This is a genomic window from Halomonas alkalisoli, assembly GCF_021412585.1.
Taxonomy (GTDB): Bacteria; Pseudomonadota; Gammaproteobacteria; order Pseudomonadales; family Halomonadaceae; genus Halomonas; species Halomonas alkalisoli.
In genome coordinates this window covers 90,814-104,935 of record NZ_JAKCMI010000032.1, presented here as the reverse complement: position 1 = coordinate 104,935, position 14,122 = coordinate 90,814, and the positions used below count along the sequence as shown (strand labels likewise).

The window sequence follows — 14,122 nt, the reverse complement described above, 5'->3', positions numbered from 1 at the left end:
GGGCTGTGGGCCAGGCCGACGATGGGCAGGCCCGAGCGGATGCGCGAGGCGATCAGCGGCGTGTAGCCGGTGGAGGTCATGCAGGCGATGGCCGCCACGCCCTGCAGGTGGTTGGCGGCGTACATCGCCGACAGGGCGATGGTCTCGTCGATCCGCGAGAAGCCCTCGTGGATACGATGCCCCGACTCCTGGGCGATCCTCTCGCGCTCGGCGCCGAGGCAGACGCGGTTGATCGCCGCGATGGTCTCCACCGGGAAGTCCCCGGCGGCGGTCTCGGCGGAGAGCATCACCGCGTCGGTGCCGTCGAGCACCGCGTTGGCCACGTCGAACACCTCGGCCCGGGTGGGCAGCGGCGAGGTGATCATCGACTCCATCATCTGGGTTGCCGTGATCACCGCCCGGTTCAGGGTGCGGGCGCGCTTGATGATGCGCTTCTGCATGCCGATCAGCTCGGCGTCGCCGATCTCCACCCCCAGGTCGCCGCGGGCCACCATCACCGCCTCGGAGGCCTCGATGATCCCGTCGAGCGTCGCCGCGTCGGCCACCGCCTCGGCGCGCTCGAGCTTGGCCACCAGGCCGATCTCCTTGCCCGCCTCGCCCAACAGCTCCCGCGCTTCCTGCATGTCGGCGGCGCTGCGCGGGAACGAGACCGCCAGGTAGTCGACGCCGATGTCGATGGCGGTCTTGAGGTCGGCGCGGTCCTTGTCGGTGAGCGCCGGGGCCGAGAGGCCACCGCCCTCCTTGTTGATGCCCTTGTTGTTGGAGAGCTTGCCGCCCACCACCACGCTGGTGTGGATCAGGTGGTCGGCCACCCGGTTCACATGCAGCACCAGTCGACCGTCGTCGAGCAGCAGCCGATCGCCGGGGGCGACGTCGTCGGCCAGGGTCTTGTAGTCGCAGCCAACCCGGGTCACGTCACCGGCATCGGAGTCCAGCGCCATGTCGAGCAGGAAGGACTGCCCCTCCTCCAGCGTCACCGGCCCATCCTTGAAGCGGGCGATGCGGATCTTGGGGCCCTGCAGGTCGCCCAGGGCGGCCACCGCCCTACCCAGGCGGGCGGCGATCTCGCGCACCCGCTCGAGGCGGCGGCGGTGGTCGTCCGGCGAACCGTGGGAGAAGTTGAGGCGCACCACGTCGACGCCGGCCTCGATCATCGCTTCCAGCACGCCGTCGCGGTCGCTGGCCGGCCCCAGGGTGGCGACGATCTTGGTGCGGCGAAGGGGGGAGCGAGGTTGGCTGTGGGGCATGGAAGAGTCCTCCTGATGGCGGCGGCCGGGTGATTGCCTGGAATGTCACTACCTTAGCGGCGAGGACGTAATATTACTACAGATTTCTGCTTCATCTCAGCTCCCCTATGGTCGATGAATCACCAGGTAGGCACCAGTGAAATATGCATATGCTGTGGCAGGATGAGATCGGACCGATAGGAAGAAGCGCAAAAAATGTTGTAATATTACCAAAAAAACTTGAGACTCAGCGATAATTGCACCACATTGAAAAATTACTACCCACTCCCGGGAGGAGGATGCCATGACACTCAAGATCGCTATCAACGGTTTCGGTCGCATTGGCCGGAACGTGCTGCGCGCGCTCTACGAAAACGGCTACCGCAATCGTGTTCAGGTGGTCGCCATCAACGACCTGGGGGCGCCGGCCCTCAACGCCCACCTGCTGCGCCACGACACCGTGCATGGTCATTTTCCGTTTTCCGTGGAGCACGACGAGGAGAGCCTCACCGTGGACGGGGATCGCATCGCGATCCTGTCTGAGCGTGATCCGTCGGCCCTGCCCTGGAAGGCTCTTGGGGTCGACCTGGTGATGGAGTGCACCGGCCTGTTTACCAAGCGCGAGGCCGCCGGCAAGCACCTGGAAGCCGGCGCCGAGCGGGTGCTGATCTCGGCGCCGAGCCCGGATGCCGATGCCACCATCGTCTTCGGCGTCAACGAGGGCGTGCTCAAGCCCGAGCACAAGGTGGTCTCCAACGCCTCCTGCACCACCAACTGCCTGGCGCCGATCGCCCAGGCGCTCAACGAGTCGGTGGGCATCGAGAACGGGCTGATGACCACGGTGCACGCCTACACCAACGACCAGAACCTCTCCGACGTCTATCACAGCGACCCTTACCGGGCCCGCAGCGCCACCCACTCGATGATCCCCACCAAGACCGGGGCCGCCGCCGCCGTGGGCCTGGTGCTGCCGGAGCTGGCCGGCAAGTTCGACGGCCTGGCGGTGCGCGTGCCGGTGATCAACGTCTCGCTGGTGGACCTGGTGTTCACCGCCGGCCGTGACACCACCAAGGAAGAGATCAACGCCATCGTCGCCAAGGCGGCGGAGGCCTCACCGGTGCTGGCGGTCAACGCCCAGCCGCTGGTCTCCATCGACTTCAACCACGACCCTAACTCCTCGACCTTCGACGCCAACCACACCCGGGTGAACGGTCGCCTGGTCAAGGTAATGGCCTGGTATGACAACGAATGGGGCTTCTCCAACCGCATGCTGGATACCGCCCTGGCGATGCAGGCGGCGAGTGACGCCAAGCGCGAAGCGGCCTGATCGCCTGACTTGACCGGCGGGCCGAAATGGCCTGAGATCGAACGCCGGAACGGGAGACCGTTCCGGCGTTCGCGCGTCCTGGGTCCGCCCGTACCGAGTGTCGCTCCGATCACTTCTTCCGCAAGGACGCGTCATGCTGCCCGACTACTCCTGGCTCGCCTGGACCCTGATCGCCGCCTCCACCTACCTCACCGGCGTCTCCAAGGGTGGCTTCGCCGGCGGTTTTGGTACCCTCTCGGTGCCGCTGATGGCGCTGGCCATCGGCCCTATCGAGGCGGCTGGCCAAGCAGACCTTCATTGCCACCAGCGCCATCGCCTTCGCCGCGGTGAACCTGATGAAACTCGGTCCCTACCTGTGGCTCGGCGAGATCAATATCACCAGCGCCTGGGCGTCGCTCTTGCTGGTGCCGGTGGCCTGGGCCGGGGTACGCAGCGGCCTGTGGCTACAGCACCGGGTCAGCGAGGTGTTCTTCTACCGGCTGGTGATCTTCGCCATGGTCATCGTCGGGGTGCAGCTGGTGGTCAAGGCGCTGGGGTGAGACGACATCGCCACGCCCATGGGCGTGGCGATGTCGGTGGGTGGTGGAGCCCGGGTTCAGGTAGTCTTGTTGCGCTTGCGCTGGCGGTACTGGTCGATCACCACGGCGGCGACGATGATGGCGCCCTTGACGATGTCCTGATAGTAGGCATCGACGCCGAGGAAGGTGAAGCCGCTGAGCATCACGCCGAGGATCATGGCGCCGATCACAGTGCCCGCAATGCGTCCTACGCCACCTGCCAAGCTGGTGCCACCGATGACGGCGGCGGCAATCGCATCGAGTTCGTACATCAGGCCCATGCCGGCCTGGCCGGTACCGGCGCGTGCCGAGGCGACAACGCCCGCGAGGCCGGCGAGCAGCCCGGCAATGGTGTAGACCATCACCAGGTGGCGCCTCACGTTGATGCCCGAGACGCGGGCGGCCTGGGGGTTGGCGCCGATGGCGTAGGTGTACTTGCCGTAACGGGTGTACTTGAGAGCGATATGGAAGAAAACGGCCACAGCGAGAAAGATGATCACCGGATTGGCCCCGGAGCCGATCCAGGTGAACTGGTCGCTGAGCATGCTGACGGGTTGCCCATCGGTGTAGGCACGGGCCATGCCGCGGGCGCTGACCATCATGCCTAAGGTGGCGATGAAGGGGGGGATGACGGCGAAGGCGATCAGGGCGCCATTGACCAGGCCTGCCAAGGCGCCGACCAAGAGGCCGACGATCAAGGGAATGAACCAGGGAAGGTCGGTGAGGGCAGGGTAGACGGCACGCAGATAGTCAGACTGCTGAGCGAAACTGGCAGTGACAATGGCAGTCAGGGCCAGGACCGAGCCCGAGGAGAGGTCGATGCCACCGGTGATGATCACCTGGGTGACCCCGATGGCGATGATGCCGATGATCGAGACCTGCAGGATCATGATCAGCAGGCGGCGGGGGTTCATCAGGAAGGAGTCGCCGCGTATTGCCCAGCCAAGGATCTCGAACAGCAGGGCGATACCGATCAATACCAGAAAGATGCTGACTTCGGTCGGTACCTTTTTCTTGCGCTTCTTGGGCACCTCGAGGTGCTGGGTGTTTTCGGTGGTCGTAGCCATAGTCGTTCTACCTTTGTGTTGTTCGTGTCGGGCAGCGCTCAGTCATGCGCGACCGGGGGCTGTACCGGGGCAGAGGCGAGCTCCATGATGTTCACCTGGTTGGCCTCTCCTCGATCCAGGAAGCCGGTGGCCTTACCCTCGTGCATCACCATGATGCGGTCGCTCATGCCCAGGACCTCGGGGAGCTCCGAGGAGATCATGATGACGGCCACGCCCTGGCCGGCGAGCTTGCTGATCAGCTTGTGGATCTCTGCCTTGGCGCCCACGTCGATGCCGCGAGTCGGTTCGTCGAGGATCAGGATGCGAGGCTGGGTCATCAGCCAGCGGCCGATCAGCACCTTCTGCTGATTGCCACCGGAGAGGTTGCCGATACGCTCGTCGAGGCTGGGGGTCTTGACTCGCAGCAACTCGTTCATGGTGTCGCATTCGTGATCGAGGCGGCCCTGCTCGACGAAGGGGCCTTTGGTGTAGCCGTCACGCAGAACGGCCATCTCCATGTTCTCGATGACGGAAAGGCCCAGGAACAGGCCGGTCTCCTTGCGATCCTCGGTGAGCAGCGCCAAGCCGCGCAGCATCGCCTGATGAGGGGAAGTGATGATGGTTTCCTGCCCGTCGATGGCGATGGTGCCGCTGGTAGCCGGGGTGACGCCGAACAGGGTCTCGGCCACGTTGGTGCGGCCCGAGCCGACCAGCCCGGCGATGCCAAGGATCTCGCCAGCACGCACTTCGAAGTTGACCTGCTGGAAGACCCCATCCAGTGCCAGGTCCTTGACGGAAAGTACCACCTCCCCGATGGGGACCTCCTCCTTGGGGAACATCTGCGTCACTTCACGACCCACCATCAGCTGGATGATTTTGTCTGAGGTCAGTTCGCTGGCGGGGGCGGCGTGAATGAACTGGCCGTCTCGGAACACCGAGATGTCGTCGGCGATCTCAAAGACCTCGTCCATCTTGTGGGTGATATAGATGATGCCCTTACCCTGGGCGCGCAGGTCGTTGATGATGCGGAAGAGGTGTTCCACCTCTCGGTCGGTCAGTGCCGATGTGGGCTCATCCATGATCAGCACATCTGACTCGTAGGAGACCGCCTTGGCGATCTCGACCATCTGGCGCCCGGCCACGGTGAGATGGCGTACCTCCATGTCCGGGTCCATGTCGATGCCCAGTCGTTCAAACAGGGTCTCGGTCATCTGGTGCATTTTGCCGTGATTGACCATGCCGAAGACATTGAGTGGCTCACGGCGTATCCAGATGTTCTCGGCGATGGTCATGTACGGCATCAGGTTGAGTTCCTGATGGATCATGGCGATGCCGGCCTCCAGGGCGTCCAGCGGGCCATTGAGTGTCAACGGGCGACCATGTAGCCGCACTTCGCCCTGATCGGGGATATAGACCCCCGCAATGATTTTCATCAGAGTTGACTTGCCCGCTCCATTCTCGCCCATCAGGGCGTGGACACTCCCGGGGCGAATCTTGAGCTGGACGTTGTCGAGTGCCACGACCCCGGGAAATGTCTTGCGGGCCTCGACGACCTCAAGCAGGTATTCCACGTCGCAGCTTTCTGAGGTCAGGGTTTCGGCGGTCATCGTAGCCATGGGAAAGCTCCTGATGGGAGTGCTCGACCCACCCGCAGGAGTGGGCCGATGGCCTCAGTTGGTGAGAAAGTCATCGAGATTGTCACGAGTCACGAGCTGGAAGGGCACCAGGTTGATACTCTCGACGGCTTCTCCGTTGGCCAGGTCGATGGCCACCTTGACGGCGCCGCCACCCTGACCGACTGGGTCTTGGAATACGGTGACCGACAGTTCGCCTCGCTGCAGGGAATCCAGGGCGTCACGGGTCGCGTCGATACCGCCGACTAGAATCTCGTCGGCGCCGATCCCGGACTGGCGCATGGCAATCAGGGCTCCCAGCGCCATCTCGTCGTTGTTGGCGGCGATGGCATCGATCTGCTGGCCACCGACGATCCAGTTGTTCATCAGGTCGATGGCTTCGGTGCGCTGGTAGTCGGCGGGCTGTTTCTCGATGATCTCGATACCCGGGTACTTGGCAGCGACCTCCTCGACGCCTTCGGTGCGCTGATGCGTTGCGCTGGAGGAGAGTTCCCCCAACATGATGGAGATGCGGCCCTCGCCGCCGAGCATCTCGGCCAGCGCTTCCATCTGCAGTTCACCGGCAACCTTCTGCTCGGAGCCTACGAAGGCCACGGTGTCATGGTCGAGGTCGTTGCCCTCAGGCTCACGGTTCACGTAGACGAGGGGAACTCCACGCTCGACGGCAACTCGAGTCATCATGCCGGTAGCCGCAGTATCCACCGGGTTGATGATGATGGCGTCGACACCTTGAGCGGCCAGACTCTCGGTATGGCTAAGCTGCCGGCCGATATCTCCCTGGGCATCCAGGAACTGCACGTTCCAGCCCTGGGCTTCTGCCTCGGCCTGCATGGCGTTACGCATGCTGGTCAGGAAGTTGTCGTCGAAATAGGCCACCGAGACACCGATGGACTGGGCCATGGCCGTGGTGGTGCAGGCGGTGAAGAGAGCGGCGCCGAGCAGTAGACGTTTCATGAGGCAGACTCCATTGAGTGTCATTGTGGTTGTTACCAGCAGACGCTGGTGGAAGGCATCTTAATTCTACGAGAAGCCTTTGTTGGAATGTAGATTCCATGGCGGCCAATTGCAAAAGAATTATTCTATACTTTGGTATATGTGGAATTTTTATTCCCTTTCTTGCGGCCCTGAGGTGCTCGCCCGGCACAAAAAAACCCCGCCATAAGCGGGGCAAAGAGACGTCAGGGCTGCAGAGAGTCTGGAGTTGCAGTGCCCCCTTACTGCTTGACGATCCACTCGTGGGCCGGATCGTTCTGGAACTTCCAGGCACGCTTGGGGCCGGCCATCACATTGAGATAGTAGAGGTCGTAGCCGTGGGCGGCACCCACCGGATGGTAGCCACGGGGTACCATCACGCAACAGCCGTTCTCCACCGCCATGGTCTCGTCCAGGGTGCGATCATCCGTGTAGACCCGCTGAAAAGCGAAGCCCTGAGAGGGGTTGATCCGGTGGTAGTAAGTTTCCTCGAGAACCGACTCCTCGGGGAGGTTGTCCACGTCATGCTTGTGCGGCGGGTAGCTCGACCAGTTCCCGGCAGGCGTATACACCTCCACCACCAGCAGGCTGTCCGCCGGCTCGGCTTCCGGCAGGATGTCCTGAATATGGCGAGTATTGGTGCCGCTGCCTCGAGTGTTGCACTTGACCTGCTCGGGCGTGATCAAGCGAGGCGCATGGTTCCCATGGCCGGGTGCACTGCAGACCGCCAGTTCGAGGTCGGTGCTGGCCTCCACGGTAAAGCTCACACCCTTGGGCAGGTAGACGGAATAGGGTGGGATTTTCTCGAAGATGTCCATCCGCTCACCGATCTCCTCCCAGCAATGCTCACCGCTGGTCACGGTAGCGCGCCCCGAGAGCAGCACCAGGCAATGTTCTCGGTCCCCGGTGTTGGCCTCGAGGCGCTGGCCACTGGCCAGCTTGTGGACCCGGAAGCCGACATGCTCCCAGCCGGCGGATTCCGGGGTGACTTCCAGGACTTTGCCTTGAGCATCGGGCTCGTGGGGGCGAACGAGAAGTGAGTTCATGGGCATGCCCTCCTGAAGAGGTTGTCAGTTAACGATGGGGTGTTGTTCGGTGGCCATAGGGCTGACTCAATGCGCCGCAGGGGAGTCTACCTGGCCGACCTCGTCCCGGGCCTTGTCCTGGCGGACACCCAGGGCGATGGCCAGGGTCTGGGTCAGACAGAGCGAGGCGGTCAGGCCACGGAAGCTCTTGACCTCCGCCTCATGCACCACCATTGCGACATCGGCCAGGCGGGCCAGCGGGCTCAGGCTGGAGTCGGTGATGACCACCAGGGGTATGTCTCGCCTGGACGCCTCTTCCGCGGCGTCACGGGATTCCTGGGCATAGGGTGAGAAGCTCACCACCATCAGGGCATCCCGGGCGCCCATGGACTTGAGCTGCTCGAGGTGCATGCCGCCGAGTCCACTGACCAGGTGCGTGCGTTTGTCGACGTGCTGCAGGGCGTAAGCCATGTAGCTGGCGACCACGAAGCTGCGTCGGGCGCCCATGACATGCACGATTTCCGCCTTCTCGAAGATATCCAGCGCGCGTTCCAGGCTGTGCAGGTCGGTGCGCCCCGGCAGCTGTTCCAGCACCTCCCGGTTGGCCTCGGCGAACTCCCAGAGAAGCTGGCTGCTGTCGGGTGTCTCGCCGGTGGCGGTGCGTACGGCGCGAATCCGCTCGGTGTAGTTGGGCAACTCGTCCACCAGACGAGCACGGAACAGCTGTTGCATTTCCGAGAAGCCCTTGAAGCCGAAGCTGTTGGCGAAGCGGATCAGGGTCGAGGGAGTGACCCCGGCCTGATCGGCCAGCTTGGCCACCGTGGCGAAGGCTACCTCCTGAGGGTGGTCGAGGAGGTAACGTGCCGTCTGCTGCAGTCGACGGCTCAGCGACGGATAGTCGGTTGTGATGCGCGCTTCCAGCGCGGTGAAGTCCTGGGGTGTCTCATTCATGGTGTCCGCCTTGCTGAAGACTGGCCAGCGTTCGGGTGTCGCGTCTTGTCGACCTCCTGGCACCCTAGCATTATGAGAATAAAAATTCCATTAGAACGATAGTATAGAACGTCGGCTCTGGCAATTGTCTCATCGTGTTCTGGCGACGTGCCCCGGCAGCGCCCTGCATCTTTGGTCGTAGGAGCAGGGGACCTCTCTTCCGGATGGCAACGCTAACACCTTGATGTCACATGCTGTGAGGCGAGGCGAGGTGTGGTGCCTGTTTGAAATGGAATGTTCAGTTTGTTGATTTAATGGAATGGTTATTCTAGCCTTCAGGCGGACGACAAGAATCAATTAGCTGGAGGCCGCCATGGCTCAACATGACATCAAGTTTGCCCTCAACCATATGGTCTGCCCCCGCTGGACACCGCAGCAGCTGATCGAGATCGCTGCCGAGATGGGGCTGGGTGCCGTGGAACTGCGCAACGACGTGGGTGAAAACAGCATCCTCGACCTCGCTACCGCGAGGGCTGCCGGGCAGCGTGCCCGGGAGCTGGGCATCGAAGTGCTCAGTATCAATGCGCTCTATCCCTTCAATATCTGGAACGCTGAGCGTGCGGCCAAGGCACAAGAGCTGGCTCAGATGGTGGATGCCGCGGGTGGGTGTGGCCTGGTGCTCTGCCCGCTGGTGGATGCCGATCATACTGCCAGTGACGAAGAGAAGCGCGCGGGCCTGGAACAGGCGCTGACCGAGCTGGATGTCATCCTGGGGCGCTACGACCTGCAGGGCTTCGTCGAGCCCCTGGGTTTTCCGATTTCCTCACTGCGCACCAAGGCCGAGGCGGTGTCAGCGGTCGAGGCGCTAGGCCTGGAGCGGCGCTTCGGCCTGGTCCACGACACCTTCCACCATCAGGGTGCCGGCGAGACCGCCTTCTTCGCTGAGCGCACCGGGCTGGTGCATATCTCCGGCATGGAGGATCCCGAACTCGTTTTCGAGGACATGCTCGACCCTCATCGCTTGCTGGTCGGCGAGCGCGATCGACTCGACAACGTTGGTCAGCTCCGTCGCCTGCTGAAGGACGGCTACGAGGGTTACGTTTCCTTCGAGCCATTTGCCGAGGAAGTCCACGCTCTCGAGGATCCTGTCGCGGCACTGAGAGCCAGCATGGACTTCGTCAGCAAGAGGCTGGCCTGAGCCGGCCGATCGGAGGACGACCCATGAAGATCGCTCTCGACCCGCATATGCACCGCCATCTGTCGCTGCCAGAGATTTGTCGCCTGACCAAGGAGCTGGGCTACGACTATATCGAGCTGTCGCCGCGCCCGGACTTCATGGTCTGGTGGACCCGTCCGCGCACCTATCCGGCCGCCGTACAATCCTTCAAGCGTGCCATGCGCGAGCACGATGTGGGTCTGGCCACCATGCAGCCCATGTATCGCTGGTCCAGCCCCTACCGGGACGAATGGGAAATGGCCATGGACAACTGGAAGCGCATCATCGAGGTGGCCGTGGAGCTGGAGTGTGACACGCTGATCTCCGAGTTCGGCCGCGGCGGCTCCGTGGAGCGTTCCATGGCCGACCGGGAAGGTCGCCACACGCCTGAGGCCTGCGAGAACGCCTTCTGGCGCTCCATGGATGTGCTGGTGCCGATGCTCGAGCGCGAGGGCCTGACCCTGAGCGTCGAGCCGCATCCGGAGGACTGGATCGAGACCATGGCGCCGGCGGTGGAGATCATCAAGACCATCAACTCGTCGGCGGTGAAGTGCTCCTATATTGCCCCGCACAGCTTCTATTACGGAGATGACTTGGCCGAGACCATTCGCGCCACCCAGGGCGAGCTGGTGCATACCCGGGTCGCCGATACCTTCAACCACAAGGCCTCATCCGAGCTGCGCTACATCGTCAACCCGCCGGGCTCCACCGCCCGGGTCCATCAGCACCTGGACATCGGTCAGGGCGAGATCGACTGGGAGGTCTTCTTCAAGACCCTCCACGAGATCGGTTTCGATGGGGTGCTTTCCAGCTGCGTCTTCGGCTGGGAAGAGCGGGCCGTGGACTCCTCGCGCTTCATGCGCCAGGAGATCCAGCGTTATGTCGACAAGTACTGGAACCAGTAAAAGGACCACATCATGATCGTTAGAATCGGAGTTATCGGCACCGGGATGATCGGCGAGGAGCACGCCCGCCGCATCACCCAGCAACTCACCGGCGGCGAGATCGTCGCCGTCACCGACGTCAACCTGGACCAGGCGCGCGCCGTGGTCGACCGCTTGGGGCTCGACGCCCATGTCTATGAGGATGGCCATCAACTGATCCAGGCCGACGACGTGGATGCCGTGCTGGTTACCTCCTGGGGGCCGACCCACGAGGAGTATGTGCTGGCGGCCATCGCTGCTGGTAAGTATGTGTTCTGCGAGAAGCCCCTGGCGACTACGGCCGAAGGCTGCCGCAATATCATCGATGCAGAGGTCGAGGCCGGCAAGCGCCGGGTACAGGTAGGCTTCATGCGCCGATACGACAGCGGCTATCGAATGATGAAGGACGCCATCGAAGGCAAGCGGTTGGGCGAGCCGCTGATGATCCATGCCGCCCACCGCAACCCCGAGGTGCCGGAGCGCTACATCACCCCCATGGCGATCCACGACACTCTGATCCACGAGCTGGATACCTTCCGCTGGCTGCTCGATGACGACTACCGGAGCGCCCAGGTGGTCTTCCCGCGCAAGACCCGCCATGCCCACAGCCAGGTCGCCGATCCGCAGATCGTGATGCTGGAGACGGTCAAGGGGGTGCGTATCGATGTCGAGGTGTTCGTCAACTGCCGCTACGGCTATGACATTCAGTGCGACGTGGTTGGAGAGGAGGGTATCGCGCGCCTGCCCGAGCCACAGAGCCTGCAGTTCCGCCAGGCTGGCCAGCTAAGCAACGAGATCCTTCAGGATTGGAAGAAGCGGTTCAGCGAGGCCTTCGATGTGGAGCTTCAGGCCTTCATCGACAGTGTGGCGAACGGTGAGATCGGCGGGCCCTCATCCTGGGACGGCTATGCGGCGGCCATCGCTGGTGATATCTGCGTGAGAGCTCAGGAAAGCGGCAGCATCGAACCTATCGAGATGCCTGAGCGGCCAGCTTTTTACGACTGATCGCCCCTGCCAATGCGAGAGGGTTAGCAGCCCCGGGCCCACCAGGGCTTGGGGCTGTGCTATTTCCAGTTCGACGGGACGGTCGCCTGCCTCTATCCGCCATGCCAATCGTTGGGGTTTTGGCCACAGGGCTGCGACTAAAGAAGAACGAATCATCTTTTCCAATTATTGATTGAATGGAATTTTCGTTCTAAACTTGGTGTATGTGGAATACATAGACCGGTTTCGACACCGACCCACCATCAATCGACCGGCCGAGCCATATACACCAACGACAAGCTCGGAACTGGCCAAGCGTAGGATGCGAGCCCATGAAAGATACCAAGACACTGGATCTGATCTGCCTGGGGCGTGCCGCCGTCGACTTCTACGGCGAGCAGATCGGAAGTCGCCTGGAGGATATGAGCGGCTTCGCCAAGTACCTCGGCGGTTCGTCTGCCAACATCGCCTATGGCGCCGCGCGAATGGGGCTGAAATCCGCCATGTTGACCCGGGTAGGCGATGAGCACATGGGACGCTTCGTACGCGAGGAGTTGGCCCGTGCAGGCGTCGACACCAGCCATGTGCGTACCGATTCCGAGCGTCTCACTGGCCTGGTGATCCTGGGCATCAAGGATCGGGACACCTTCCCGTTGATCTTCTACCGTCAGGATTGCGCTGACATGGCGATTGATGCAGCCGACTTCGCCCCCGAGTTCATCGCTTCCAGCCGGGCGCTGCTGATCACTGGCACCCACTTCTCAACCGAGCAGACCTACCAGGCGAGCAAGACCGCCATCGAATACGCCAAGGCCGCCGGCACCAAGGTGATTCTAGATATCGATTACCGGCCGGTACTGTGGGGCCTGACTACCTTGGGCGATGGTGAGACCCGCTTTATCTCCGACGAGGGCGTCAGCCGTCACCTGCAGACCATCCTGCCCGACCTGGATCTGGTGGTGGGTACCGAGGAGGAGGTGCATATTGCCGGTGGTAGTACCGATACCATTACGGCCCTGAAGACGATCCGCAGGCTCACCGATGCCACTATCGTGCTCAAGCTCGGCGCCCAAGGCTGTACCGTGCTCGATGGAGCGATCCCCGGCAGTGAGGACGACTTCGAGGTGCATACCGGCGTACGGGTTGACGTGCTCAACGTGCTGGGGGCCGGCGACGCTTTCATGAGCGGCTTCCTGCGTGGCTGGCTACAGGGCGAGCCCCATGCCCAGAGCTGCGCCTACGCAAACGCCTGTGGTGCCCTGGTAGTGTCTCGCCACGGCTGCGCGCCGGCGATCCCCAGCGCCGAGGAGCTTGACGACTACCTGTCCCGCGCCGAGTCGATCCCGCGTCCGGACCTGGACGAGCGGCTCAACTACCTACATCGGGTCACTACCCAGCGCACCGCCACCGAATGGAAGGACTTGTGCATCCTGGCCTTTGATCACCGCAAGCAGCTCTTCGACATGGCCCGCGAGGCTGGCGCCGACCCGGCGCGCATCAATATCCTCAAGCAGCTGCTGGTCCAGGCCACCGAGCGTGGCAGCCAGCAGCTAGGCGCGAGCCAGGTGGGGGTGCTGATCGACGACACCTACGGTCAGGATGCCCTCAATGACGTCACAGGCCGAGGCTGGTGGATCGGTCGCCCGGTGGAGCTGCCGAGCTCCAGGCCCATCGAGTTGGAGGGCGGCCGCAGCATCGGGTCACGCCTCAAGAACTGGCCGCGCGAGCATATCGTCAAGTGCCTGGTGTTCTACCATCCAGAGGACCAGGTTGAGCTGCGCCGCGCTCAGGAGCGTCAGGTGCTCGAGCTCTATCGGGCCTGCTGTGCCTCGGGTCACGAGCTGTTGCTGGAGATCATTCCACCGCGCGACATGGTCAGCGATGACGACACCTACCTCAACACCATGCAGCGCATCTACAACTTGGGGGTGCAGCCCGACTGGTGGAAGCTGCCGCCCCAAACACCGGCAGCCTGGCAGCGGATCGGCAACCTGCTGACTGTACGCTCCCCCCACTGTCGCGGCGTCGTCATGCTGGGCCTGGATGCGCCGGCTGAGGAACTCAAGCAGGGCATCCTGGACAGCGCCGGCGCGGAGGTCTGCAGGGGCTTTGCGGTGGGACGGACCATCTTCGGCGAACCGAGCCGCAAGTGGCTGCGCGGCGACTATGACGACGAGCAGCTGATCGAGGCCGTGAAGGCCAACTATCTTGGGCTGGTGGAAACCTGGCAGGCGCGGCAGTGTGCCGCTGCCTGACCCTCTGGACATCTATCAAGGGTAAAA

11 protein-coding genes and 1 pseudogene are annotated in these 14,122 nt (G+C 62.9%); 6 read left to right on the top strand and 6 right to left on the bottom strand.

What is annotated here, in order from left to right; genetic code table 11:
* Window positions 1–1,247: pyruvate kinase (gene pyk, locus LY622_RS15840; protein ID WP_234291782.1), on the bottom strand; the 1,247-nt coding region annotated here is incomplete at its 3' end.
* A gap of 283 nt (window positions 1,248–1,530) precedes the next feature.
* Here pyk and gap point away from each other — a divergent pair.
* Together gap and LY622_RS15830 are read left to right on the top strand one after the other, a co-directional pair.
* Window positions 1,531–2,553: a type I glyceraldehyde-3-phosphate dehydrogenase gene (gene gap / locus LY622_RS15835; RefSeq protein ID WP_234291781.1), complete on the top strand. Its 1,023-nt coding sequence runs from the start codon at window positions 1,531–1,533 to the stop codon at window positions 2,551–2,553.
* Between the two features lie 133 nt (window positions 2,554–2,686).
* Window positions 2,687–3,092, top strand: a pseudogene (locus tag LY622_RS15830) (TSUP family transporter).
* Window positions 3,093–3,148: 56 nt separating this feature from the next.
* Here LY622_RS15830 and LY622_RS15825 read toward each other — a convergent pair.
* From LY622_RS15825 to LY622_RS15805, 5 genes are all read right to left on the bottom strand, one after another.
* Complete coding sequence (locus LY622_RS15825; protein WP_234279300.1) at window positions 3,149–4,177, bottom strand: ABC transporter permease; 1,029 nt, start codon at window positions 4,175–4,177, stop codon at window positions 3,149–3,151.
* A 38-nt stretch (window positions 4,178–4,215) separates the two neighbouring features.
* Window positions 4,216–5,772 (bottom strand): sugar ABC transporter ATP-binding protein, encoded by a 1,557-nt coding sequence (locus tag LY622_RS15820; protein ID WP_234291780.1) that lies wholly within the window; start codon window positions 5,770–5,772, stop codon window positions 4,216–4,218.
* A gap of 54 nt (window positions 5,773–5,826) precedes the next feature.
* Window positions 5,827–6,744, bottom strand: coding sequence for a sugar ABC transporter substrate-binding protein (locus tag LY622_RS15815; protein WP_234291779.1), 918 nt, complete (start codon window positions 6,742–6,744; stop codon window positions 5,827–5,829).
* Between the two features lie 260 nt (window positions 6,745–7,004).
* A complete protein-coding gene (iolB, locus tag LY622_RS15810; RefSeq protein WP_234291778.1) occupies window positions 7,005–7,808 on the bottom strand; it encodes a 5-deoxy-glucuronate isomerase in 804 nt (267 codons plus the stop codon).
* Between the two features lie 66 nt (window positions 7,809–7,874).
* Window positions 7,875–8,738, bottom strand: a complete 864-nt coding sequence (locus tag LY622_RS15805) for a MurR/RpiR family transcriptional regulator (protein ID WP_234291777.1) — start codon at window positions 8,736–8,738, stop codon at window positions 7,875–7,877.
* Between the two features lie 352 nt (window positions 8,739–9,090).
* Between LY622_RS15805 and LY622_RS15800 the strand changes: the two genes are divergently transcribed.
* From LY622_RS15800 to LY622_RS15785, 4 genes are all read left to right on the top strand, one after another.
* The gene (locus LY622_RS15800) at window positions 9,091–9,915 is read left to right on the top strand and encodes a TIM barrel protein (RefSeq protein WP_234291776.1); all 825 of its coding nucleotides are present in this window, start codon (window positions 9,091–9,093) and stop codon (window positions 9,913–9,915) included.
* Window positions 9,916–9,938: 23 nt separating this feature from the next.
* Window positions 9,939–10,838, top strand: coding sequence for a sugar phosphate isomerase/epimerase family protein (locus LY622_RS15795; protein WP_234291775.1), 900 nt, complete (start codon window positions 9,939–9,941; stop codon window positions 10,836–10,838).
* Between the two features lie 12 nt (window positions 10,839–10,850).
* Window positions 10,851–11,861, top strand: a complete 1,011-nt coding sequence (iolG, locus tag LY622_RS15790; protein WP_234291774.1) for a bifunctional inositol 2-dehydrogenase/D-chiro-inositol 1-dehydrogenase — start codon at window positions 10,851–10,853, stop codon at window positions 11,859–11,861.
* 311 nt (window positions 11,862–12,172) lie between these two features.
* Window positions 12,173–14,095: a bifunctional 5-dehydro-2-deoxygluconokinase/5-dehydro-2-deoxyphosphogluconate aldolase gene (locus LY622_RS15785; RefSeq protein WP_234291773.1), complete on the top strand. Its 1,923-nt coding sequence runs from the start codon at window positions 12,173–12,175 to the stop codon at window positions 14,093–14,095.
* Window positions 14,096–14,122: the final 27 nt, after the last annotated feature.

What these genes read in the sequence shown, in the direction of transcription:
- iolB (WP_234291778.1), bottom strand. Translation starts at nt 7,808, where the DNA reads ATGAACTCACTTCTCGTTCGCCCCCACGAGCCCGATGCTCAAGGCAAA.
- iolG (WP_234291774.1), top strand. Translation starts at nt 10,851, where the DNA reads ATGATCGTTAGAATCGGAGTTATCGGCACCGGGATGATCGGCGAGGAG.
- LY622_RS15785 (WP_234291773.1), top strand. Translation starts at nt 12,173, where the DNA reads ATGAAAGATACCAAGACACTGGATCTGATCTGCCTGGGGCGTGCCGCC.
- LY622_RS15815 (WP_234291779.1), bottom strand. Translation starts at nt 6,744, where the DNA reads ATGAAACGTCTACTGCTCGGCGCCGCTCTCTTCACCGCCTGCACCACC.
- LY622_RS15825 (WP_234279300.1), bottom strand. Translation starts at nt 4,177, where the DNA reads ATGGCTACGACCACCGAAAACACCCAGCACCTCGAGGTGCCCAAGAAG.
- LY622_RS15820 (WP_234291780.1), bottom strand. Translation starts at nt 5,772, where the DNA reads ATGGCTACGATGACCGCCGAAACCCTGACCTCAGAAAGCTGCGACGTG.
- LY622_RS15795 (WP_234291775.1), top strand. Translation starts at nt 9,939, where the DNA reads ATGAAGATCGCTCTCGACCCGCATATGCACCGCCATCTGTCGCTGCCA.
- LY622_RS15800 (WP_234291776.1), top strand. Translation starts at nt 9,091, where the DNA reads ATGGCTCAACATGACATCAAGTTTGCCCTCAACCATATGGTCTGCCCC.
- LY622_RS15805 (WP_234291777.1), bottom strand. Translation starts at nt 8,738, where the DNA reads ATGAATGAGACACCCCAGGACTTCACCGCGCTGGAAGCGCGCATCACA.
- gap (WP_234291781.1), top strand. Translation starts at nt 1,531, where the DNA reads ATGACACTCAAGATCGCTATCAACGGTTTCGGTCGCATTGGCCGGAAC.